The sequence below is a fragment of the Picosynechococcus sp. PCC 11901 genome (assembly GCF_005577135.1).
In the GTDB taxonomy this organism is placed as follows: Bacteria; Cyanobacteriota; Cyanobacteriia; order Cyanobacteriales; family MRBY01; genus MRBY01.
Map to the genome: position 1 here is coordinate 115,185 of NZ_CP040361.1, position 23,919 is coordinate 139,103.

Sequence of the window (23,919 nt, forward strand, 5' to 3'; positions counted from 1 at the left end):
ATGCAGCCTTATCCACCAAAATTAGAACATTTTCTTTGTTCTACCCATTACCAACTCAGGCGATAACTTGCCGTGAGGGTTCTCCCGGATTCAGCTAAGTTAGATGCTCTTAGAGCCTGTGAGTAGACAGAAGAATATTGATGATCAAATAAATTTTGGACACCAATTTGTAGAGTGCCGCCGCCGAGACTCACACTGCTGATGTAATCCACAACGACATAACCTTCAATTGCCTTAGGATCGACTGGTCTACCACGATCATCAAGGGTTTCAAAGGCGCGATCGCGATCACCGACATATAACAGTTGCAGACGATTATTCCAGCCTGGCAAAGTTTCATGTTGCACATAGGCGGTTAGTTTGAGTGGCTGAATGCTGAAACTATTGAGAGCTTGGAAATTACCATCGTCGTTGGGATCAGATTCCCCCTCGTTCCAACCAACGACGGCCCCAAGTTGCCAGCGATCACTCGGTTGCCAGTCTACACTCGCTTCTAGCCCGTAGATTCTCTCTGGAGCCCGTTGTAGCGTGAGAATACCTCGGTCGTTTTCCACTAATCTGGCACCCAAATCTGAAGTATTGTAAAAACCAGCTAGAGAAAACTGCACCGTATTCCAACGACCACGAAGGCCTAGTTCATACTGATTAACTTTCTGGGGTTGTAGATCATCGATAGAGCCATCAATAGTAAAAGTAGAAGGCGTAGGCGGAAAGCCCAAAAAACTTAAAAAGCGAGGCACAGAAAAACCTTGGGAAAAGTTGGCAAACGCACTCAACTCAGGTGTCATTTGATATACAGTCCCAACATTGAAAACCGTTGCATCAAAGGTGCGCTCTCCTCCCTCGATAGTCGCTTCAGCCTCATCAAAGCCCGGATCAAAAAAGCGATTAAAATCATCATCGTAGAAGGTTACGTAGTCATCAACGCTGAACCCAAAACGGTCATAGCGTACCCCACCACTCAACAGAAATTTATCGGTTACATCCCATTGCAACTGTCCAAACAAACCTAAGTTATCAAGATCATAGGCCGGAGCGAGGTTGTCATATTCATTGATCGTGCGAAAAATGCCGTCTTGATCAAATGCAACGGGATCTGCTTCTTCCGTAACGCTAGCGCCGTTTTTCTGAAATTCAAAATCAGCTCCCCACAATAAATTGGCATTCTCTGCTAGAGGAGTATCAATTTGCAGTTGTCCACCAAATGCCTCTTCCTCGGCCCGAGTTAAAACAATGGCATCAAAGAAGAAATCATTTCTTGCGTCACTGGGAATGCCACTCTGGAAGCTATTACGATAATAGGCCTGAACATCAACTTGGCTATCTAAAAAAAGATTGTCGTGGGTGTAGGTGAGATAGGTACTTAAACTCCGGATTTCGGGATCCGTAGCACCTGAAAAACCAATAGTGCGGCGGGTTGCGAGGGTTTTGCCATCGGGGTCACTGTTGGGAACAGGGAGAATTTCAATGTCGCGATCATCGGAATTATAGGTAAAGTTAAATTCCAACCGTTGCGCTTCATCAATATCTATCCCCAACTTCGCCAAAAGACCAAGGCTCTCTGTGTTATCCAGAGTACGGTTATCTGTCGGAATTAAATCTCCTTCTGCATCGTAAAAATCTCCCGTTGTTGTCCGACTTAGGGAGAGCCGATAGTCAACATTGCCTTCCTTGCCGGAAATGTCATAGCGTAAATCTGTACCAACACTTTCTTCTTCGCCAAAGGCAAGATTATTAAATCCAACTTCAGCTGTAGAAAGAAACTGTTCTTCTTGGGGCTGACGGGTAATGATATTAATCACCCCCCCTAGGGCTTCTGCACCATAAATGGCTGTGGGGCCACTGACCACCTCAATGCGTTCGATCTGATCGGGGTCAATATACTCTAATTGAATATTCGGGCTACGATTGGAGCGTTGGGGAATGCCGTCAATTAAAACAGAAAAATCCCGGCCTCGTAGGGTTTGTGCGTTGGCACGATTTGATAGGTTAGGAGCGCCCAGGCCAGGCACGAAGCGAGAGATAATATCAGCAGTGTTGTTACTCACAGCACTTTGTGCTTCGATCTGTTGGCGATTAATAACCGTAATTGAGCGGGGAATATCAAGGGGGTCTTCCTCTGTCCGGGTGGCAGTGACCACTAACTCAATGACCTCTAAGTCTTCAGTTTCTGCCATGGCAGTCACCACATTGAGGCTTAACCCTTGGGGACTTTGGACAATCTCGGCTTGAGGAGCGTTTATGTCTCCGGTAATCGTTACTTGAAGGGTGTTGGGATCGAGATTGAGAGCTGTTATTTCCGTTATTCCCAGAATAGGATCAACTTCACGAAATGTACTTCTCGATAATTGAGCATTGGGAATAGTCGCAATAATACTATTGCCTTCTTTTACAATGGCAGCTTCTAAGGGGACATTATCTGAAGTATCTAAAATAACTTCTAGTCCGAAATCCGTTGTCAAAACTCGAATATCAGTGACGATGCTCACCTGGGCAAAAACAGGTGCAGTGGCAATGACTGAAGTGATTCCAGCCACGAGCATATGGCTCAGTAAAGTTCTTTTCATGTCTGTCCTCACACAAAACTAAATTGCTCAATCGTGATCTTGGGAAATATCCCCAAGCAACTGTTGCTAAAGATATCCAATAAGCCTACAGGGTGAAAAAGTAATTTTGGAGGGGTTGACCTCTTTGAAACGGACCCTCGACCTCTTTGAGGCGGACTAAATTTGTTTTTGGGTGCAGTATAAACTTGGTGCAATCCCAAATTTCTTGCGGAAAGCGGTGTTAAAGGAGGTGGGACTGGCATAACCCACGGTCTTTGCGGCGTCTTTAACTTGCATTTGTCCGCTCAAAAGTAATTCCTGTGCTTGCTCAAGACGACGATCGCGCAAATATCCAAATACTGTAGTGCCAAAGACTTCGCGAAAGCCTTGCTTCAGTTTGCGGTCATTGATGCCGACTAATTTTGCGAGCTCTGTCAGGGAAGGGGGCATCGATAATCGTTGCAGGAGAATTTCACTCGCTTCATAAATACAGTCAATGTCCTTATTGGGTAACTTGGGAGAAGATTTTCTATGGGTTTGATCAAGTTGATCAATTTGCAGCGAAATTAATTCTAAAATTTTCCCTTCTAAATAGAGTTGTTTTGTTACACCTTGATATTGACAGTTAAGAATTTGCTGAAGCACCAGTTGAATGACTGGGTTGATAGGCAAAGATTTTCGGTAAACCCAATCTTCTGTGGGTGAGCTTAGTCGGTATGCAATTGAATTTTTGGTTGACAAAAAAGGAGAGATTAATCGATTAAAATAATCCACGCCCATATGAATGCTAATGATTAATCGTTTCTCCCGTTCTGGATGTTGCAGGCAGTCTTGGGGAGCAATTCCACCGCTAAAGACAAAACTTTCTCCTGCCTTAACTTCGCCTAATGATGAAATTTGACAACTACCTTGCAGATAAAAACAAAATTCTAAACAATGCTTTCGTTCTGGCAATTTGAGTACCAGAGCATTTTTGGAACGGTAGTTCGTAATTGAGAGGGAAATGTGGGGATTAATCCAAATTTCTTTCTCGATGCCATGACCCAATTGAAAACTATATTGCCAGCTTTTTTCAAAGTTACTATTAATTGAATGCTGCAGGACTGCTGCTTCTTGCATTAATTCCCAATATTGATCTAGTGAGATAACAATAGCCATTAATCAGCAATAGCTCGCATAAATAGTAACTCTTGCCCAAGATTATACAGGAGATGGATATTTATTGCTATACACTTGCAATAAACTGCGTAGATCATAGTCCCTGAGTTTCTGATTAGCGATCTGGTCTATTGGCAAGTGGCGATCGCCGGAAGAAAAAGACCAATAATCAAAACAACTACTGAGCCAACAAAAATTGACGTAACTCTTCTAGGATCAGTTCTGTGCCGAGGGGTCCATTGAGACCATTCCACATCCAGTAAGTTGCGAAATAAACTTGATCTGCTTGGCTGGCAGGTAGGGCTTGGGCGATCGCATTCTCTGCCCAATCTTTCTCAATGCCTGCCGTCTGTGCCGCCAATAATTCATCGGTATTGGCTGTTGAGATATCTTGGTTATTGCCCACATCATAGCCCAAAACAAAAATACGGTCTGCTTCATCCATTGTCGGTAACACTTCCAGGGAAAGAGGTGCATAGTTCAGGGTCGTAGGCGGCGCAATCACTTGAAAGCCCAAACTTTCCATCAATTCACCAAGGTAGCTTTTTGGAGTAATCGCAATAATTTCACCACTGTTAAGACGACTAGCACCCAGGAGCAGGGCTTTGGGTGCGGCTTCGATGGCAACACTTAGATCACTACGGGCTTCGGCAACGAGGTTATCATAACGGGCGATCGCCGCTGTCTCTTTTTCTGGACTACCAAGGGCTAAGGCCAAGGCTTGGATATTTTTTTGCCACTGTCCTTCCTTGGTGCGAATATCCCAGAGCAACGTCGGCGCAATTTGGGAAAGCAGTTTATAGTTGTCCTGATTACGCCCCCCTTCGCCAACGATGAGATCCGGTTTTAACTGGGTTAAGACTTCTAGGGAGGGTTGACTAGAATCACCAACATTAACGGGCTGAGTCGTTACAAATTGGCCAAGGTAGGGGATCTGGGCCTCAGGGTTATCAAAGGTTTCTAGGTGAGCAAAGGCATTGACACTCCCAAGTCCCGCTGGTTGACGTCCCAGGGAAAGCAACAAATCGAGCGAATGGTCCCCCAGTACCACTACTTTTTGCGGTGTGCCACAGATCGTTGTGGAGCCCATCAGATGGGGCACTTCCCGACAATCGGTAGTAACGGGAGTCTCCGGCATTTCGCCAGCACAAGCCCCCAGCAAAATCGCAATTAAGAAGCCGCACACACTCAGCAGCCAATAGGGTAAGTGAAAAAATCGCAGCATAAATCGATTGTTGCGCCCCCAGCGCGGATAAAATTTACCGAAAATGTTTTTAGAACTCAACCGCGAGGGTACCCAGAAGCGTAAAGCCTTCGCCAGGATACACCTCAAAGCGATTATTGCGGGTACCTGTGATGTGCTCGACATCAAAGAGATTGCGGAAATTTAAAGCCGCCCGCCAGTTGTCCTGTCGGTAGGCGATCGCCGCATTAGTGAGGAAATAATCCCCTAGGCTAAAGCTGTTGTTGAGATCCCCGAAGCGATCGCCGACATAATTCACGCCGACCCCAAAACTCAGCCCCTTAAGCGACCCCGTTTGTAACTCGTAGGTCGTCCAAAGATTAGCGCTATGGTAAGGGGAATTGATCAGACGATTTCCCGCTTGACCATCATTGTTCGCCGTCACCCGGGCGTCGGTATAGGCATAGTTCGCCACAATTTTCCAGCCGGGGAGAATTTCCCCCATCACATCCAGTTCAATCCCTTGGCTGCGTTGCTGACCCGCATTAATCGAAAAACCAATATTGTCTGGATCCGAGGTGGCAACATTATTTTTACGGATATCAAAATAAGCAAGATTGGTAACTAAGGCTCCTTCTAGTGCCTCAGCCCGCACTCCAACTTCAAACTGCTCTCCCGCTTCGGGCGGTAATGTGTCCCCATCGACATTTGTGCCACTGTTGGGCGCAAAAGACTGACTATAACTGGTATAGAGAGAAATCGGTTCGATGGGACGGTAAACCACTCCTAGACGAGGCACAAAAGCATCATCATTCTGAGTTGTTTCAGCTAGTGAGGTAGGATTCACAACACGTTGGGAAACGGTGTCATAGCGCAGCCCGGCTAAAAGATGGAGGCGATCGCCGATATCCATCTGATCCTGGAGGTAAATGCCAACCGCATTAATATAAGTATCTCCAAAACGGATGATGGGTTGGGTCTCAAAGTCTGGTCGCGGCACTGTACCGTAGATTGGATTAAAAATATTTTGAGTAAAGGATGAATTTGGCCCAAAACCACGAAGGTTGTTCCCTGACTGATTCCGATGAATGTAATCAACGCCCATCAGTACAGTATGGTCAACTGCTCCTGTGGAAAATTCTCCAACAACATTCGTTTGCACAGCGTAGGTACTACTGGGTTGATCTAGTTGAATATAGCTCCGGTCTAGATCACCAGTGGTTGGATCAAAGCCTAACGTGAATGAAGACTCAAAAATGGTGTTGTAAGCAATGTAGTTAAACCCATTCCGCACTTTCCAGTTGTCACTAAAGCGATGCTCAAACTCATACCCTGTGCGCCAGTAAGTTGCTTCGTTAATATCATCAAGCTGACTCAAGTTTCGATCAAAGGGGATGTCTGCCACGCTATCCCCAATTGCCACCAGGCCTGTATCATAGGGCCGCTGGTCAGCGGAATATTCCACAAACAGATCTAAATCCGTGCGATCGCCAATCTGCCAAGTCAGTGTTGGGGCGATAAAAGTCCGTTCTAGATCAACATTAAAATTTCGATAGTAATCGCTGTTCCGGTAGAGGGCATTTAGGCGGTAGAGCAAATTACCATCCTCATTTAGGGGGCCTGACAGATCCACCCCCACCGCAACCTGATTTCGATTACCCAACTCCAGGGTTGCCTCATAGAACGGTTCAGACAGAGGTTTTTCACTGACTAGGTTAATGACCCCACCCGGCTCCGAGACTCCATAGAGAATTGCGGCTGGCCCCTTCAATACCTCAACTTGTTCGATATTTGCCAGCTCAGGATAACCAATGTTGCCACTGAAGCCGAAGGTCGGCCGAAAACCATCCCGTAATACCGAAGCACTATCAAAACCTCGCACGACGAACCGTTGTCCCCGCGCATCCGCCGAATTTTGTAGAACACCACTGGTATTACGCAAGGCATCATCGAGGCTACTTACCCCTTGATCTGCCAAAATAGCTTTGGGAATGACCTGAATTGATTGGGGAATTTCTGCGAGGGGAGTATCAGTACGGGTTGCTGTTGTCGCTTCACTGACAGTGTAGCTGTTCGCCGTCGCATCTGCCGTGACCACAAGCTCTAGATTTTCAGCAGTTGATTCATCCGGCGTTACTTCAACAATCAATTGTTCGCCTGTTAATTGTGGCGCGGCCATCGGCGGCGCTGTTAAACCAGTAATAACAATTCGTCCACCACCATTTTCTCCTGGAGATATCTGCACAGATTCAATCTCTGCCGTTGGTTGAAGCACCTCAACGATATTTTCTCCTGGCAAACTCAGGATCACATCAGGAATCTCGATAATTAGGCGATCGCCGACCGTTGTCGTTGTTACGGCTGGTAATGCTTCTGCCGTCGTCTCAAACGTGATCACCAGTCCGCTTTCTGTAGCCTGAACTTGCACATCGGTAAGCACATCAGCATTTTCTGAGCTTATTTCGATAGTGGGTGGCAGCACCTCAAAATCCTGGGTCTCGGCTATGACAGGCGCGGCGTTCAGGATTGCAATTCCTGTTACTCCTAGAATGGTTAACGCACTCCAATGACATAGATGATTATTCATTTGATTCCTCACGACCTTCGATTACAGGCTTTCCCTGCAACTCCTTTATTGACTACGCGGATTCGTAAATTACGACAGCCCATTGATTGAGCTTGGAACAAAATATTCTCAATAAAGATAGAAGAAGGACTAATCCTTGCCTAGATATTTTTCGCCCTAAACGCATTTTTTTTGACATGTATGTCAGGATTAGCTTGCTAATTGCCAAGCTTGCAACTGAAAGGCTTTGGGGTTGAGGCCAAATTGCTGGCGAAAGGCTGTGGTAAAACGACTGGGACTGCCATAGCCGACCTGACAGGCGACATCACTAACCGATAGTTCCGTGGTCATCAGCAATTTACGGGCCTGCCTCACCCGACAATCCCGTAGGTAGCGAAAGGGGGTAGTGCCATACATTTGATGGAACCCTTGGTTCAGTTTGAGGCGATTTGTCCCTACCTGGCGAGCAAGGGCTTCAATAGAAGGAGGATTTGACAGTTCTTTCCTGAGAATGGCAGCAGATTCATGGATATAGTCAAATTGCTTTTCGAGGCGGGCATAGGCGGCGATCGCCTGGAGATAGAGAGAGACCAAGGTGAAGGCCTGTTCTTGTAGATAACGACGGCGATTTGCACCGTGGTAAGGACAACTTAGAATATGTCCAAGGGTCTCCTGCATTGCTGCTGTAATTGGTGCCTGGGCAGCATAATCTAAGACCATTGCATCGGTATATAAACTATCTTGCAAAACTTCTTCTAGCCGCACTGGCAAGCAGCGATCGCCCTGTGTTGCCCTGGGGTACAGATGTCGTTTATGGCCAATGGTTGAGACATTGGTTTGTAATTGATAAATAGCTTGGAGTAATTGCTCTGCAACCTTTTGACTCCGGCTAGATAAATGGTCTAAACAGGCTTGAAAGTAAGCGTTGAGGGTTGGTTGCCGAAAAAACAGTTCTACTTTAAAAAACCGTTGACCAGCGGGCTTGATGTAGAGACTGTTAAACCCAAAATAAGGTAGAAAAAAACTATAGCCTGCTTGGGAACCGCTCAACTGAAATTCAAATTCTAAACAATCTCGATCTTCTATCCCATCGATAATGACATCTTGCTCAAGGGTATAGTCTAGTACCCAAAGACTCAGATCTTCCTGTAGCGGAATCTCTTGCCTATATCCCCGTCCTAAAGCCGAGGGACAAACCCAGACTCGATCTGAAGGATCCCCATGGAGCAGAGCTGGATTATCTGGGCTACCCGGCACAAACCAGTTTGTTTCTTCGTTTAATGACAGCCGGATAGCCATAGTTAAGTCTTTGATGTTGTTTGTTGCTTAAGCTTCGATTTTAGTTAATGAAAAAGTTTAGCATGTATTTTGCACATTTATATTAATAAGAAATACACCGCTCCCTAATTCTCGCTTGATAGGTTTAGGCGAATGGTCGTTGACTTTGAACACCAGATTAATCCTCAAGGTAAATTTCGAGGCAAGGGTAGCAATTTCTCCTGATAAGGCCTAAGTTTGGGTGATTATTTTTTCCAGCCGTCCTGCCTGAAGATAAAGGATTTGATCAGCCTGGGTGAGGATCTGGGGTCGATGGGAAACAATCAGATACGTTTGAGAAGATTTAGCCTCTTGGGAATGGCCTTTGGTGCTGAGAAGACGCCGCCAAAGCCGTTGTTCTGTTTCGATATCCAAGGCGCTAGAAAGGTCGTCACAGATCAGAAGTTGGGGTTGACGGAGGAGCATCCGGGCGATCGCCACCCGTTGTTTTTGCCCTCCGGAGAGGCGTAAACCCCTAGTCCCAATTGGCGTTTCGAGGCCTTCTGGGAAAGTTTTGAGATCAGTGTCTAGGCTAGCGGTGGCGATCGCCCACTCCAATTCGGCGGTGGTATTGGGCCAATTGAGGCAAATATTTTCCCCCAGGGAGGAGCTAAACAATTGGGGGATTTGTGGCAAATAGGCCACCTGGGGCGGAATCAGCCAATGCTGGGGATTGGCGATCGCCTGCCCATTCCAAAACCAAGCCCCTCGCTCACAGGGCAATAGCCCCAAAAAGACTTGCAATAAGGTTGTTTTACCCGCACCAATTGGCCCCGTAATCACCGTTAAACTGCCCTGGCGGAGAGTAAAACTGATATCCTCAATGCCCCGCCGTTGATCTGGGTAATAGTAGGTCAAACCTTCGATCCGTAGCGTTTTGAGGGGAGAAATCTGGGAACAACGCTGGGCAGGTGGTAGCGGGGGAGCGGCCTTTAGGGGAGAAGGAAGATAAAGGGGGGCGGCAAGGGTCAGGGGGTGAATATCGGGGGGAGCCGGGGGCGCATCGAGGATCTCGCCCATCCGCTGGCAGGATACGTCGCTTTGTTTCGCGGAAGCAAGGAAGCTTCCCAGAAAGCTGAAGAAATGGGTAATCAGGTTTAGATAATACACAAACAGAGCAAAATCACCCACCGTTAAACCTTGGCTTAATTTTGGTGCAGTCAGGAGGAGGACTAAACCCGTGCCGAAATTGGTCATTTGCGCAAAGCCCGCTTCCAGTAAGGCGGTAAAAACGCGATCTTGAACCATCAATTTTTGGCGGCGATCGCCCCGTCGGTGGAGTTCTGCTAAAACATAAGCTTCTGAGCCTGTCACCTTAACGGCTTGCACAGCGGTAAATAGTTCGTTGATCAAAGCCGTAACCCGTTGGGTAGCGTGGCGGCTGGCCTGGCGGTAGCGTTTAAGACGATGTTCCGACCATTGCACCAGGGCAATAATGATGGCGAGGGGCAAAAAGAGAAATAAGGTAATCGATACATTGACCGTGAGTAACAAACCCAAGGCGGCGATCGCCGTAATCCCAGCGGCCATAATTTCATTTGTACCAACGACGAGATCCTCTAATTGCAAGACATCTTCGCGGAAGTGGTTGACCACGCTGCCGATGGAGTGGGTTTGACCCTGGGCATTGGTTTGGGTGAGGGTTGCCGCCGGACGTTGGAGGAGGGCTTGCAAAAGATTGTGGCGCAGCAGGGTACTAATGAGAAAGCGATGTTCTGTTTTAGTGAGTCGTCCCGCAAAAATTGCCACCACCCGCGCTAGGCCCGTTGCTAACACCAAACTAATCCAGAGCCAACGGGAATGGTCGGCGGGTGATCGCCCCGTGAGTTGGTCGAAAAAATTTCGAATAAAAATCCCCGGTAACGCCCCCAAAGCAGCCATCAAAAACCAAAGCGCCGCATCCAGCCAATACAACCGTTGGGCATAGCCAATTAAATGCCAAAGAATGCGCCAGATAGAATTCGCCATGATTTGTCTGATTTGAGGTTAAAAACTTTAGGGAGCCGGAGGAAGGCGGGCGATCCGGTGGGGTCGCAAGGATTTAGGGAGTTGATAGAGGGGCACCATACCATCTTCGCTTTCCACGTACAACGCCGCTGTAGTGAGAAGATCTGCCGCTGTGGTTTCTGGATCGAGATCGCCAAAGAGAAAACTGGGTTTCTGTCGCCCCACAAAGGCGATCGCACAGGGGTTATCACAGATACACAGGCAACTGGTGGTTTTGAGACTGAGCTGATCCCGGTAAGGCCACCGTTGATGCAGTGCTTGAAGTGCGGCCAAAAGGTCGGCCCCTGTGAGACAGTTCGTTTTTTCTTCATCTGCGGGGTGATCGGTTGCAGCGGTTGGCCAAGTGCAGGCTTCACAGACAATTAATTGATGGAGAGCAGCGGCAGTCATAATTCAGTGGTTTCCGTTGTTGTTTCTGTAAAAAAATCAGTTAAGTGGGTAAATAAATCATCCAAAATTGCCTCTGCAGCCACTGGCCCACTCCCAATCCAATAACTTGGCACTTGATAGACTTGCCCTTTTTGTACCGCTTGCAGTTGGTTCCAGAGGGGATTTTTTTGGAGGTCGGCTAATTTTTTCTGAGCTTCAGCGTTGGCAGTGGCGGTATTTTCCCCTGTCCAAACAAAGATCACATCGCCATCTACCTCGGACAGTAGCTCTTCGCTTAAGACGGCTTGGATTGGGTTACCAAACTGGGCTTGGGCTGTTTCGGCATCGACGGCCTGGGCTGGGGAGCGGCTTAACCCCACATCCTGGAGGATCGTGCCACAAAACGAATCTTGTAAATACATGGTGATGCTGTCGGGATAAAGACGGATCACGGAAATCTGGAGATCCTGGCGGCGATCGCCCAAACGATTTTGTAACTCTTGGACACGCTGGTTGTAAGCAGCGAGTTTTTCGGCGACCACATCGGTTTTTCCCAGAGCTTCTCCAAAATTCTGAAAGATCGGCTTCCAAAGGCCACTATGCTCAAAATTCAATAAAAAAGTCGGCGCAATTTGACTGAGTTGGGGATAGATCGCCCCGTGGAAATCTAAACCGACCAACAAATCTGGGTCAAGCTTGAGAATTTCCTCTAAACTCGGTTCGCCGCTTTGACCAATATTGGCCACGTCGGTTTGGAGGGCAGGCAACGCTGTCTGAAAATTGCTCAGGGTCGTGCCGACGGGTTGGAGATCGGCGGCGATCGCATATTCAAATGACACGGAATCTAACGTCACCAATCGCTCGAAAGTTTTGGGGATGCAAGTTTCCCCCGCACTGTGGCTCACCGTCACACAGTCAGCAGTTACGTCCTGGGATGGGGGAGGCGAAGGTTGACAGGCCACCACCAGGCAAAGGCTTACCAGTCCAATCAGCCAGAGTTTTAGCCAACCTTGTATCCTACGCCCCAAGTACCATCCTTGCATGTCCCAAACCTCCTAATTGATGTTTTAAAAATCCACCGCGAATTTAGCCGTCACCGCAAAGGGCGCACCGGGAGTCGCAAATTGGAATTCATCGGCAGCGGTGAAGTATTCCGTGTCAAACAAATTTTCAAAGTTCAACTGAGCGCGCCAATTGTCCCGCCGGTAATAGATCGCGGCATCGGTGCGGAAATAACTGGGCAAGGTGAATTCATTGTCGATGTTGCCGGGGCGATCGCCGACGTAGAAAAAGCCCAGACCAAAGCCCAAACCCTCTAGGGCTCCCTGTTGGATATCGTAGGTCGTCCAGAGGCTGAACTGATTTTGGGGCACATTCGGCAGCTGGTTACCTTCAAGATTAGGGTTAATATCCTCCTTACTGACAAAAGCATCTAGCAATGTGTAGGCCGCCGTCACATTCCAACCAGGGGTTAAGGCTCCATTGAGGTTAAACTCTAAACCGCGACTGGTTTGTTCCCCCGTCTGGAAGCCATTGAAAGCACCATCCCGGACAATGACATTCTGTTTGCGGATATCAAAGGCGGCGGCGGTAAAACTAAGGCGATCGCTTAAGTCTGCTTTAACCCCCACTTCCCATTGGCGGCCCCGTTCCGGCTCAAAATTCATTCCATCAGGATCACGGGAAGTGCCAAAGGTTGGCTCAAAGGATTTGCTGTAGGAAGCATATAGAGAAATAGGTTCGATGGGCTGGTACACCACACCCAAACGAGGGGATAGGGCCTCATCGCTTTGGAAAAATTCATTACGGGGGCCGCCCAGGTCTTGGGTTGACCGGAGCTGCTCCACAAAATCGTAGCGCAGACCCGCTAGGGCTTTAAATTGGGGCGAAAATTCGATCTGATCTTGGATATAAACCCCGACCGTGTTGATGGTGTCATCCCGGAAAAATTCTGGGGCGATCGCATAGGGAATCCCCGTATATACCGGATCAAAAACATTAATCGGTGTGTAGTCATTACTAAACTGAAACTCCGGCTGTTCTAAGGTGTTGCGATATTCAACGCCCCCTAAAACCTGGTGTTTAATGCTGCCGGTTTCAAACTTGGCGATCGCCTCGATATTCGTAAAAAAGCGTTGGTAAGATCCCCCCGCAAAATATTCCAGTCGATCAACATTACCGGTCGTTTCATCAAAAGAAGTGTAAAGGGGTGCATAACGGCGCGGTCGGTATTGCAAAAACTGGAGCTGATGTTTTAATGAGAAATTCTCGTTGACCTCGTGGTTAAGGTCATAGCCGAGATTAAATCGTTTCTCAGAAAACTCCCCAAAATCTTCTCCCACAAAACGACTACGAGGTACATCCACTGGCCCAGATGCCGTAAAAGGAATCCCTTCATCAATAGTTTCGCGGGTATAGGCATACTGACCATAGACATCCAGGGAAGTGGCTTCACTCAGATCAAAACTCAATCGAGGCGAGACCACCACCCGTTCCCCATCAACTAAATCCCGGAAACTGCCGAAATTGCTATAACTAAAATTCAAACGATACCGGGCTGCACCGTCTTCTGTGAGGGCATCGGACAGATCAAGATTGCCCCGATAATTCGCAAAGCTACCGATGGCTGCATCAATGCCAAAGAAAGGTTCTGCGAGGGGTTCTTTCGAAACGAGGTTGATTACCCCACCGGGATCTCCCTGGCCAAAGAGAACGGAGGCTGGCCCCTTGAGCACTTCTACCCGTTCAATGTCATTCGTATCCAGGGCCGCCAGGGAAAAGGTTTCAATACCATCGCGGAAAACGGATTCTTCCGCCGCGAAACCACAAATCAAAAAACCAGGCCCAAAAACACTGGTTCCTCGGCCACCACTAGAAACAATACTCCCACTGGTTTCGAGGGCTTCGCCTAATTCGGTGACGTTGCGATCCTGGAGCACCGCCTGGGGAATCACCTCGACGGATTGGGGAATATCCCGTAAGTCTGTTTCTAAACCGGTGGCGGTGGTGGCACTGCGGGGATTGTAAGGTTGTTCCGCATCGGTGACCACCAGTTCAAAGGCTTCAATGTTATCTTCGTCAGTGCTCACAAGAACGGGTTCAATATTTAGGGTCAAACCTGTAGCTGTAGTAATCAGTTGGGTTTGGATTTGGCGATCGCCATTGCGGATCAAAATTTGGACACTATTGTCAGCTTGATTGCGAATTTCAATCTGTTCCAAACCGGATTCCGGCGCAAATTCCTGGAGTATCTCTGCTTGGGTCACACTGGCATTGGGAATCGTAATTTCCGTTGTTGCCGCCCTTTGGATCACTGTGGCATTTTCTAGGGGAGCCGTTGCCGTAAACTGTAGTTCAACCTGGTCGCCTTCGGTGGCGATCGCCACATCCGTAATGATCGTCGTCGCCTGGGCCAATGTCATGGAAGTAGGAACTGCCGTTGCGTCAGAGGGTTGAGGCGATGCCGCCACAGCGGACAATTCTTGGGCGGCCCAGAAAAGGGCAACACCGCCCGTCAAACCTAATAATCGATACCAATAGTGCATAAACTCACTCCCACAACACGAACACTTACTTCAAAAAGTTCTTAATAACGTACTGAATTATTTCGCCTTACACTGCCGAAAATGATCCAAAGCCGGAGTTTTTGCGATCGCCTGCGGGAGTTTTTTGGGATCATGGGCTACAAATCCATGGGTTTTGTCTAGAATTTAAGGCTGACTACAACAAGAATTTGGCCGAAAAACCCCATTCAATACACCTTAATAAATTGATTGCTATAGTTTTCTTTGGCGGGCATAAAGACTCGGATTTATGCCAAATTTACGCCGAAAAGCAGCGGCAAAATGACCCCGATTTGCAAACCCGACCGCCGATGCTGCTCCCGTCACCGTCATCTCACCAGATTCTAAAAGTTGTCGCGATCGCTCAATTCGTTGATCATGGAGATAGCCAAATACCGTCGTTTTAAAAACCTGCCGAAAACCCACCTTTAATTTGTGATCATTAATCCCAATTTCCCGCGCCAACTCCATCAGGGAAGGGGGATTTACCAACCGTTCCTGGAGGATTTTTCCGGCGTAGTGAATCCGCTCTAGATCATCTGCCTTTAACGAGTAGTCGGCAAAAGGAATCGCCGTTGCGACCTGGGTGAGATCTTCCAAAATAAGGGCAGTCAACTCCCAAATCTTGCTTTCTAAATACAGGCGTTGGGTTAGACCTTCAAATGGACATTGGGTAATTTGTTGGATGACCATTTGCATCGCTGCGGTTTGTTTACGGGAAACTTCATAATATTTTTCTTCCGGCGATCGCAGTATTTTTTTTAGACAAGGACAATCCCCTTCTACATCCCCTGACCAAGCACGAAGTAACGGTGCTTCCATATGAATATTAATACTCGAAATAGTTGTATCCCGATGATGGGTATAGGTTTCCACTGGCGCTAAACCAGTGCCATATAAAGCATAGCGATGTTCAGTTTTGCCAGAATGGTGAATTGTTTCAAAATTATATTCAATGGGATGGAATCGTTCGTTATGTTTTAAGGCAATTGTTTCGGTTAAAGCAACATTTTCAACTGCCAAATCTAATTCTTCTCGCAAATGATATTCTCGCAATAATCCTTGACCCCATAGGCTGGGAAATGCATAACTGGCTGTAGCTCCCTGGGAGTTTGGTATGCGCTGAAACAAATCCCAATATTCTGCTTGAGAAAGGGTAATGGTCATTAGGATGAAGAATAAACAAGTTAAACCGAGGCAGAATCAGTCTACCTCAATTACCAATTATTCTCAATTGTTTGTTTTTTTAGGACTGCTCTAGGGTCTGGTTCAAGCCCAATAAATGAGCATAGTGGGAATCGGGATTGACGATGAGATCTTGGCGATCGCCTTAGTCAGATCTTGCAAAAGTAGCTCCGTACCACAATTGTCATCGTTCTTTGCTCCCGATCAGCAGCAGGGCTAAGACAAGCAGGAATATCTTGTTCTGTTAGATGGGGGAAATCGTAAAGGATTTCTTTTTGAGTCATGCCAGATGCCAAAGACAGTAATACCCATGCTCCGGACACGGGCTTTACCATTGTGTTTACCTAGCTCTAGGGGATGATGTCTTGGTCATTCGTTTCTCTTGGGAATGGCACTATGCCGTTGTTGATGACGATTCTTTCCGTCGATAAAAGCGTATCTGTAAACCATCTTTCGGCAATGGCGTCGGAATCACTTGCATCGATAGGTCTTGGTCAGGTAATAACTCCCAGTCATAATCACGGGCAAGCATAGATGCCAAAATTTTTGCTTCTAGACGGGCAAACTCTTTGCCAATGCATTCCCGCATACCGCCGCCGAAGGGAATAAAGCCAAACTTTTTCTGTTTATCTGCCAGACGTTCCGGTGAAAAACGCTCCGGGTCAAATTTTTCGTGATCAGGATATAAGGCTTCGTCCTTATGGGTTTGGGCAATTTGATACTGAACCGCCCAACCTTGAGGAATTTGGAAATTTTTGTACTCGAAGGTGTTGATTACTTCCCGGAAACCACCGCCCACTGGGGGGACAAATCGTAAAACCTCTTTGAAAACTTGATCCAGATACGTCATCTGTTGAAGCGTCGCCATATCTAACCCATTGCCAATGTCCAACGCATCTTGTTCCGCACGGATTTTTTCAAAAACGTCGCGATGCTGTCCGACCAATAATCCAAAAGACACCAGAGACGAAGTAAGGGTTTCGTGACCAGCAAACAATAGCAGCAGAATTTGATCCTTCAGTTCATCGATGGAAAGGGAATTACCGTCTTCATCCTTCGCCCGAATCAGTAAGTCAAGGGCATCGGTGGGTTCTGCATTGGCATCGTAGGTTTTCAGGCGATCGCCAATGATCATTTCTAACTCACGCAGCAGTTTTCGCCGACACTTCATCGCCTTACCGAAGGCCGTCCAGGGAAGATTAATCGGCAGGGAAAATAATCCTTTAACCCATTCCTCAAATAGATTCGCTAAGGGCGTTTCCGCACCGCCATCTTTGCCGATAAATAAGGTACTGGCGACATCAAATGTGTACTTGCGGAGTTCGTCGTACCAAGCAAATTCCTGTTTTTGCTCCCATTGAGTGAGATAACGCTGGGTAATTTTTTCGATGGTGGGAATATAACTTTCTAGGGCGCGGGGCTGAAATGCTTGAAAGATAATGCGCCGCCGGGAACTATGAATACCGCCTTCCTGGGTAGCGAGGGAATCGGCACCGAGGAGAATCCGGGTACTTTTTGGCCAGGTTGCCTTGACATATTTATTTTCGTTGCGGAATAACACCTCATTGGCCTCTGCCCCAACCATTACCACCGTGGGTTTGGTAAAAATATTTGTTTTGAAAACGTCACCATACTTCTCCAATCGCTTTTTTTGAAAATTACGGTCTGTGAAAAATTCAATGGTTTCGCCAATTACAGGCAAACCGAATTTTCCGGGAGGTAAGGGCAGTTTACTGGGGGAAGTCATGGGCGATCGCCAAAGAGTCGTATATTTATCAAGCCATTAGGTAAGGTAACAAATTGCCCTATGATTGTAAATTTTCAGATAAGACAGCAGATCTGCCACCCAGAAAGACCTTGTGTTTCCCTAAAGCCACATCCGAAATTTCTTTATAGGGTCACGGCTGAAAATTTATTGCGATCAGCAATTTAACGCTAGAACGCACAGTAGCCTATAACTAAGCACACTCTCCAAATGTGATATGAGGTATTCGCCATGACATTTCTGATTGGTCAACTAGATAATCTGGACTACGATGCAGCCGAATCTATCCTGGAAGAGTACATCATTGAAGCAATTCAGAATTTTGTTAACTCTGAAACTGGGCAAGAGTACCTCGACAACCATCCCATAGGAGGCTTCTGGACGGGCACATTTATCGAGATGGCTTACATTTATGGCGGCTATACCCTTTCAAAGATGACCAAGGGTAACGCTCAGGAAATAATGGAGTATATCTTGCCCCGTAAACTCACCCTGTTCGATCCCAGTGATACGGATGATGCCATTGACGAACTAATAGCATTTTGGACTTATCTCCACAAAGCATATAAGTTGCGCAGCGCTAAGGCCATCATCAAATACCTACACTCTATCAAAGACCAATTTCCCCGATGGATGTTTGATCCGGAGCGGGGCGGCATGGCCAAAAACTTCATGATACAGGGTATGGAAGCTGGCTATGACATGACTACCCAACAAGGTTTACAGGCATTTCAAGCAGAGTACAACCAGAACCTGTCAAAACGACCTCCATCTACCTCAGCAGATATAAAGGCTGTCCTTGAGGAACTGGATCAGGCAATGTTGCTAGAGGGAGAACAGATCGATATGGAAGAACTGGTCACTCGGTTTTTGGGAGCCTTGACAGAATTGGAACCCGAGGCGATTGAGGACATAATATCCATGCTAGAAGCGGAAATTGGAGTAGAACCAGTGTCCTCAGCATCCCCAAGTGAAGCCCTGGGTAATATGCGGCGCAGCTTGATACGAGAAAGCTTAGAAACTGAGTTTTCTCCCCTTTCGGCAGAAGAAAAGAATATTCTCCAGAACCAAGCCATTAGCGCAACAGAACCCGGCACGATTCTGAAGGACTTCCAGACCACACTAGATTTTATTAGCGAGGGAGTTCCTGTCAGCAGCAAACTCAAACAGCTATCGGCAAAATTTGTGATCGACTTGAATAGCCGTTTGAGCCATCCTATTGATTCGGATCTGAAGCGCCCCGTGCAGAAGTCTTATCCCAATATTCACGGGCTTTATCTGTTGCTGCGGGCTACCGGCATTGCCAAGATCGACGCTAGGGGCAAGAAGCTACAGATGGTTTTAAATCCTGATGTGTATGCTTCATGGCAAAAACTCAACGCCACAGAAAAATATTTCACCTTACTGGAGGCTTGGCTCGTCCGAAGTCATCCCAAAATGCTGGGAAATGAACGTTCAGGCCCCTTGACCATGGGCGATCGCCTGATCAGTAGCTGGTCAAAATTAACTCAACAAGAATCGGTTACGTTTAAAGAGGCAAAAGACTATGACTTTCTCAGTTACTACCCAGGCTTCGAGAATATATTTCTGATGGAAATGTTTGGTCTGCTTAACCTCACCCTTAGCAAGCCAGCAAAAGGTCAAGGCTGGCAGATGAAAAAGTTGCAGCCCGACCCCTTAGGTTATGCCCTGGTGAAAGTGTTCTGTAGTGCTTGCATAAACGCGGATTTGCAATGGGACTCCCAGAATGACGCAACTCTGCCTTTTGGAGAACTACAACCCGCACTGCAGAGCTATTTCCCGGAATGGCAGCAAACTTTATCCTGGTAGCGATCGCCAAAATTCCCTAACAAAGCATCTTTCCTTAAGCAGAAATGCTGGTCTCAGATATTTCTGCTTACATGACCCGTTTAATGCTGAGGCGTTTGACCACCTAAGTATTTACTCCAGGCAAAAGCTCTGATTCTTTTTAGGGCCGCTATAGAGTCTGGTTCAAGCCCAATAGACGGGCATAGTGGGAATCGGGATTGGCGGCGAGATTTTGGCGATCGCCATATTCGAGACATTGACCCTGGTTCAGGATCAAAATTTTGTCCACTTGGGCCACGGTTTCGAGACGATGGGCAATGATAATGCCGGTACGACCTTTTAACAAACGTCGAATTGCCCGTTCCAAGAGCTTCTCCGTCATCGGATCAAGACGGGAGGAAACTTCATCTAAAATGACCAAGCGCGGATCCCGCAGAAATACCCTTGCCAAGGCCAAGAGTTGTGCCTCACCAGCAGAAAGGGTGCTGCTATCGGCCCCAAGTTCTGTGTCTAGACCCTGGGGTAACTTCGCGAACCAAGGGCCGAGGCCCAACTCCTCAAGGGTAGTAAAAATGTCTTGATCGTCGATGTGGGGATTAAAGAAGGTTAAATTTTGACGCACCGTTGCCTGAAAAAGCTGGACATCCTGGGTGACAAAACCGATCTGTTGGGTGAGCTGTTGGGCACAGAGGTGGTTAAGATCAACCCCACCGAGACAAATTTGGCCCCGTTCGATGGTGTGAAGCCGCAACAGCAGGCGCATTAGGGTACTTTTACCGCTCCCGGTGTGGCCCAAAAGACCGAGCACCTGGCCTGGGGGTAACTGAAACGATAAATCTCGCAGGGCATAATCCCCCGTGGGGTAACGGAACCAAACCCCCTGGAATTCGATGCTAGGGGCCGCATTGGGTAGGGCAATGATGGTGCTGGGTGGCTTGGGTTGAGGCTGTTGCAGTAGAGTTTGGATGCGCTGGAGACTGGCGATCGCCTGTTGAAATTGTTCTAATTCTTCCCGAATCCGTTCAATAGGTTCCTGGAGGAGCGACGCATAGTAATAGAGGAGGTAAATGGTACCGATGGTGATCGCCTGCTGTGACCAAAGATAAGTGCCAATGCCCAAAGCGAGAACATTGCCCCCGGTAAACAGGCCCACTGTACCGCCCCAAAGGAGGGTACTTGTCCAGCGGGCGCGGTGATAGGTGCGTCGCCACCGACGAATGAAACGATAAAAACGTTGGCGCACATAATCCGTCGCCCCATTTGCTTGGAGGTCGGCTAATCCCCCTAAATATTCTGCGACCATGCCATAAAATTCGGCGCTGGCTTGGCGATATTGACCCCAGGGGCCAATGGCCACCCGTTGCAGAAGACCTAAAATTCCCAATACCCCCAGGGAAAACAAACTCAGACTTATCCCAGCTAAAGCGTTTTCCCACCACACAACACTGAGAATTCCAATCACCAACAGACCATTGCCCAGCACTTGCAACACAAATTGCGAGAAAAAATGGGAGAGTTGTTCGACATCACCATCGACTTGTTCGACGAGGCTACCGGGGGAATAGCGACGGTGGAAATCGAGATCGAGCTTGAGGCAATGTTCCACCAAGTTCAGGCGCAGACGATTTGTCACCTTCCAGGCAATGGTTTCACTGTAATAGGTAGAGGCGATCGCCAAAAGTTGTTGCACCACCGTAAAACCAATAAAAGTCAGGGCGGCCCCCAAAAGAAGTCGTTGGGAACCCCCATCCACTGCCGTATCAATGAAAAAGCGAATAATTTGTGGGTTCACAACCTGTAAACCAATGCTCCCCAATAGGGCGATCGCCAAGACGAACAGGGGCGTTTGCTGGGATTTGAGATAGGTTCTGAGAAATTGGTAACTGGTGGCGGTGTTCATTGTTTAAGTCGATCCAGGCAACGCAAATCGTTTCGAGTTCATCGCAGCATCATTCTGTGGCGATCGCCCCAAAGTGTAAATAGTTTTTCCGACATTGTCCAATGGCAACACCCTCACAAGATACAGTGTTGAGAAAACTGTCCTTCTATCGGGTGCAGTCAAGCAGTGAAGCATGAATATAACCTGCCTGGGGGCCGCCGAGGGTAAAGGTAACAAAATACCAATCCGTTACATTATTGACATTTTCACCCATCACCTTCTCCTCAACCCTTACCTTTGCATCTCGCGTGAGTTCTTGGACAATCGTAGAATCGGTAGACAGTTCTACTCGAACGCGGCCTAGACCTCCATCTGCGGAAACATTAATTGCACACCAGGTTGGCAGATTAGCGGGTAGGAGAGATTGGATCGTTGACGGTACAACCGCGTCAGTGTCGATGAAGACGGAATAATCGACCAAAATAGGTAGACCCTGGCCATAGGCCAAATAGCCCTCTAGGCTTTTCGCTAAATCATAGAGACGTTGGTGTTCTGTCACGCGAACACAGCCATGGCCATTGGGATCAATGAAGCCGTTATGTTGCAGAGGGCCTTCTCCCCAGATGGGTGCATGGAGCGCAAAGCCACGATGGATCTGCATAAAGTTCTGGATTCCCAAGGATGTCCTTTTTTGTAGACCATGGATATTGAAGTGAGCCCCCATCACATCACCAAATTGCTGCTTGGTTTGCCTTGCAAGCTGTACTGTTTCTGGTGCCCAGGAAATGAGTCCCAGTTCAAAAACCACCTCGCTGCCCCCATAATCTCTGGTCACTTTGCCATGCATTCGACCAGCGGCATCTTTATAAAATTTGATGTAGTAAATATCTTCTGCTTTTGCACCCATTTTTTGCAGACGGGTTTGCCAATCAGCTTGACCCCTAATAATTTCCTTAGAAGACGTTTCGGTTGTTTCTGAGAGCTTTAAATTTAGGGACGCGTTTTCCTGGGGCAATCTATGATGACAACTCGCTAAAACGTATAGACAGCCGCATAGAAAAATCAATCTAGACAACCGATGGTTTGTGGCACTCATAACTCTATTTTAAATGCCATCTATGGGATCCAAAATATCGCTTTGGACTTCGGGATTCGCTTTAGGATAATTGTGTCGTTGAAATGACCCAGCCATAGGCAACAACAACAACTAGGAGCAATCCGTAAACGAATTCCTTTTGATCACGAAACCACCCTTGCAGCATATTTTTGAAACTGCGTAGGCTGCGGCGTCGCTCATCGCCTAACTCTCGCATTAGTCTGGCTACTTCTGCATCAACTTCTTGTAGCGAAATTTCTCCCTGTTGATACCGTGCTTCCAGGGCATCTAGCTTGCGCCAGTATTCTTGGGTGGCATTGAGGAGGTTAGGAAACATGAGTAGGTAAACCAGTAGCTATCAGTAAAGGCGATCGCCGTAAATATTGAGTCAGTTGCAATTCTCGTAGCGAGGATCGTGATTCTCGATTTTTATGGGGTATTGATATTTTCGCCTTGGCCACATTGTAACGCAATGTTAATTTTGCTGCGTTAGAGCTTGACAATCTGGCAGACATACAAACTTTGTAAGCGTAGATGACATCGTTGCTCCATCCAACGATTGGATCCCTTCAACCCTTGAGCTTATCTACATTCTGTAGATTTCAGTAGAATAGGATTAGCATCAGGGGTTAAGTTACGGGCCAAAATACTCTATTCAAAAAAACTTTTGGTCTACAAAAATACAAAACTTCTTTGGGTTGATAGGCGGCCTAATGAAATCACAACCGATTCCCAATCCCCTCTACCCCGTGGTGGTCAGCGCTGGTGTTGTTTTGGCTGGGGCGATCGCCTTAATGTTTTTGCCCGCCCTGATTCAGCTTGATGGGATGGATGGGGGCTTTGCCATTACTTTCGGCGCTCTGTTTCTCGCCATCTCTGCTTTGGTCACGCTCTTGATATTTTGGCGCAATGCGGTGCTTCTGGATCGGGTAATTGCCGGGACAAATCTCCTGGCCCACTGGACCTACGAACCGCAAGAATGGGCCCAGTACCTCGACAGGGAACGTCAAGAACAAATTGACGAAAAATTGCCCTTAGTCTTCATCGTCGCGTGTTGGGCATTGCTCATCGGCGGCGGCTTTTGGCTGTTTGATCCGGAGGCAGGTTTTATTGTGTTTCTCGTCATGGTGGGGCTGATTATCTTGGTGAGTTTGCTGGCCTATGGTTTGCCTTGGTTGCGGTTTAAACGCGATCGCCATCGCCTGGGTGAGGTGTGGATCGCCAGTAGTGCCATTTATTTTCGCGGTAACTTTGTCCATTGGGGAGAGTTGGGCTTGCAATTGGAACAGGTGAGCCTCCGTCCGGCGAGCGAAAACCAGGCCCCTTGTCTGTGTTTTGAACTGAGCTATCCTTCCCAGGCGGGGATGCAGTATTACAACCTACGCATTCCCATTCCTCGGCGTTATCGGGCCGCCGCCTACGATTTATTTGAGCATTTCAGCCAAACTACAATTCAGGACTCTCCCCCAGGGTAAG

The 23,919-nt window shown here is 47.6% G+C and carries 17 protein-coding genes; 2 read left to right on the forward strand and 15 right to left on the reverse strand.

Annotated features, from left to right (window positions below; all coding sequences use genetic code 11):
• Positions 1-47: 47 nt before the first annotated feature.
• The 12 genes from FEK30_RS16360 to FEK30_RS16415 form a co-directional block, all read right to left on the reverse strand.
• Entirely contained in the window at positions 48-2,567 is a 2,520-nt protein-coding gene (locus FEK30_RS16360; protein WP_255448036.1) for a TonB-dependent receptor domain-containing protein, read from the reverse strand.
• Between the two features lie 156 nt (positions 2,568-2,723).
• A complete protein-coding gene (locus FEK30_RS16365) occupies positions 2,724-3,704 on the reverse strand; it encodes an AraC family transcriptional regulator (protein ID WP_138073897.1) in 981 nt (326 codons plus the stop codon).
• A gap of 178 nt (positions 3,705-3,882) precedes the next feature.
• Positions 3,883-4,929, reverse strand: coding sequence for an ABC transporter substrate-binding protein (locus tag FEK30_RS16370; protein WP_138073898.1), 1,047 nt, complete (start codon positions 4,927-4,929; stop codon positions 3,883-3,885).
• 49 nt (positions 4,930-4,978) lie between these two features.
• Positions 4,979-7,474, reverse strand: coding sequence for a TonB-dependent receptor (locus tag FEK30_RS16375; RefSeq protein WP_138073899.1), 2,496 nt, complete (start codon positions 7,472-7,474; stop codon positions 4,979-4,981).
• A 189-nt stretch (positions 7,475-7,663) separates the two neighbouring features.
• A complete protein-coding gene (locus FEK30_RS16380; RefSeq protein WP_138073900.1) occupies positions 7,664-8,752 on the reverse strand; it encodes a helix-turn-helix transcriptional regulator in 1,089 nt (362 codons plus the stop codon).
• Positions 8,753-8,962: 210 nt separating this feature from the next.
• Positions 8,963-10,738, reverse strand: coding sequence for an ABC transporter ATP-binding protein (locus FEK30_RS16385; protein WP_138073901.1), 1,776 nt, complete (start codon positions 10,736-10,738; stop codon positions 8,963-8,965).
• A gap of 27 nt (positions 10,739-10,765) precedes the next feature.
• Positions 10,766-11,167 carry a DUF1636 family protein gene (locus FEK30_RS16390; protein ID WP_138073902.1) on the reverse strand — a complete coding sequence of 134 codons (402 nt, stop codon included), beginning with the start codon at positions 11,165-11,167 and terminating at the stop codon, positions 10,766-10,768.
• Positions 11,164-12,189 carry an ABC transporter substrate-binding protein gene (locus FEK30_RS16395; RefSeq protein WP_138073903.1) on the reverse strand — a complete coding sequence of 342 codons (1,026 nt, stop codon included), beginning with the start codon at positions 12,187-12,189 and terminating at the stop codon, positions 11,164-11,166. The genes FEK30_RS16390 and FEK30_RS16395 overlap by 4 nt, the downstream gene beginning before the upstream one ends.
• A gap of 24 nt (positions 12,190-12,213) precedes the next feature.
• The gene (locus tag FEK30_RS16400; protein ID WP_138073904.1) at positions 12,214-14,691 is read right to left on the reverse strand and encodes a TonB-dependent siderophore receptor; all 2,478 of its coding nucleotides are present in this window, start codon (positions 14,689-14,691) and stop codon (positions 12,214-12,216) included.
• A 231-nt stretch (positions 14,692-14,922) separates the two neighbouring features.
• Complete coding sequence (locus tag FEK30_RS16405; RefSeq protein WP_065711855.1) at positions 14,923-15,876, reverse strand: helix-turn-helix transcriptional regulator; 954 nt, start codon at positions 15,874-15,876, stop codon at positions 14,923-14,925.
• 167 nt (positions 15,877-16,043) lie between these two features.
• Entirely contained in the window at positions 16,044-16,229 is a 186-nt protein-coding gene (locus FEK30_RS16410) for a DUF433 domain-containing protein (RefSeq protein ID WP_397429013.1), read from the reverse strand.
• Positions 16,230-16,288: 59 nt separating this feature from the next.
• The gene (locus FEK30_RS16415; protein WP_138073905.1) at positions 16,289-17,641 is read right to left on the reverse strand and encodes a cytochrome P450; all 1,353 of its coding nucleotides are present in this window, start codon (positions 17,639-17,641) and stop codon (positions 16,289-16,291) included.
• 249 nt (positions 17,642-17,890) lie between these two features.
• On the opposite strand from FEK30_RS16415, the gene FEK30_RS16420 reads away from it, so the two are divergent.
• Positions 17,891-19,489, forward strand: coding sequence for a hypothetical protein (locus FEK30_RS16420; protein WP_138073906.1), 1,599 nt, complete (start codon positions 17,891-17,893; stop codon positions 19,487-19,489).
• A 148-nt stretch (positions 19,490-19,637) separates the two neighbouring features.
• Here FEK30_RS16420 and FEK30_RS16425 read toward each other — a convergent pair whose 3' ends face one another.
• The 3 genes from FEK30_RS16425 to FEK30_RS16435 all read right to left on the reverse strand — a co-directional run bounded on the left by FEK30_RS16425 (position 19,638) and on the right by FEK30_RS16435 (position 22,780).
• On the reverse strand, positions 19,638-21,368 hold the full coding sequence (locus tag FEK30_RS16425; protein ID WP_138073907.1) for an ABC transporter ATP-binding protein: 1,731 nt from the start codon (positions 21,366-21,368) through the stop codon (positions 19,638-19,640).
• A gap of 145 nt (positions 21,369-21,513) precedes the next feature.
• Entirely contained in the window at positions 21,514-22,254 is a 741-nt protein-coding gene (locus FEK30_RS16430) for an SH3 domain-containing protein (protein ID WP_138073928.1), read from the reverse strand.
• A gap of 250 nt (positions 22,255-22,504) precedes the next feature.
• Complete coding sequence (locus FEK30_RS16435; RefSeq protein WP_030008123.1) at positions 22,505-22,780, reverse strand: hypothetical protein; 276 nt, start codon at positions 22,778-22,780, stop codon at positions 22,505-22,507.
• 376 nt (positions 22,781-23,156) lie between these two features.
• Between FEK30_RS16435 and FEK30_RS16440 the strand changes: the two genes are divergently transcribed.
• Entirely contained in the window at positions 23,157-23,918 is a 762-nt protein-coding gene (locus FEK30_RS16440) for a hypothetical protein (protein ID WP_065711860.1), read from the forward strand.
• The last annotated feature ends 1 nt before the right edge of the window (position 23,919 follow it).

Coding starts and splice junctions, on each gene's coding strand:
- FEK30_RS16360 (WP_255448036.1), bottom strand. CDS start 2,567: ATGAAAAGAACTTTACTGAGCCATATGCTCGTGGCTGGAATCACTTCA.
- FEK30_RS16365 (WP_138073897.1), bottom strand. CDS start 3,704: ATGGCTATTGTTATCTCACTAGATCAATATTGGGAATTAATGCAAGAA.
- FEK30_RS16370 (WP_138073898.1), bottom strand. CDS start 4,929: ATGCTGCGATTTTTTCACTTACCCTATTGGCTGCTGAGTGTGTGCGGC.
- FEK30_RS16375 (WP_138073899.1), bottom strand. CDS start 7,474: ATGAATAATCATCTATGTCATTGGAGTGCGTTAACCATTCTAGGAGTA.
- FEK30_RS16380 (WP_138073900.1), bottom strand. CDS start 8,752: ATGGCTATCCGGCTGTCATTAAACGAAGAAACAAACTGGTTTGTGCCG.
- FEK30_RS16385 (WP_138073901.1), bottom strand. CDS start 10,738: ATGGCGAATTCTATCTGGCGCATTCTTTGGCATTTAATTGGCTATGCC.
- FEK30_RS16390 (WP_138073902.1), bottom strand. CDS start 11,167: ATGACTGCCGCTGCTCTCCATCAATTAATTGTCTGTGAAGCCTGCACT.
- FEK30_RS16395 (WP_138073903.1), bottom strand. CDS start 12,189: ATGCAAGGATGGTACTTGGGGCGTAGGATACAAGGTTGGCTAAAACTC.
- FEK30_RS16400 (WP_138073904.1), bottom strand. CDS start 14,691: ATGCACTATTGGTATCGATTATTAGGTTTGACGGGCGGTGTTGCCCTT.
- FEK30_RS16405 (WP_065711855.1), bottom strand. CDS start 15,876: ATGACCATTACCCTTTCTCAAGCAGAATATTGGGATTTGTTTCAGCGC.
- FEK30_RS16410 (WP_397429013.1), bottom strand. CDS start 16,229: ATGGTAAAGCCCGTGTCCGGAGCATGGGTATTACTGTCTTTGGCATCT.
- FEK30_RS16415 (WP_138073905.1), bottom strand. CDS start 17,641: ATGACTTCCCCCAGTAAACTGCCCTTACCTCCCGGAAAATTCGGTTTG.
- FEK30_RS16420 (WP_138073906.1), top strand. CDS start 17,891: ATGACATTTCTGATTGGTCAACTAGATAATCTGGACTACGATGCAGCC.
- FEK30_RS16425 (WP_138073907.1), bottom strand. CDS start 21,368: ATGAACACCGCCACCAGTTACCAATTTCTCAGAACCTATCTCAAATCC.
- FEK30_RS16430 (WP_138073928.1), bottom strand. CDS start 22,254: ATGGGTGCAAAAGCAGAAGATATTTACTACATCAAATTTTATAAAGAT.
- FEK30_RS16435 (WP_030008123.1), bottom strand. CDS start 22,780: ATGTTTCCTAACCTCCTCAATGCCACCCAAGAATACTGGCGCAAGCTA.
- FEK30_RS16440 (WP_065711860.1), top strand. CDS start 23,157: ATGAAATCACAACCGATTCCCAATCCCCTCTACCCCGTGGTGGTCAGC.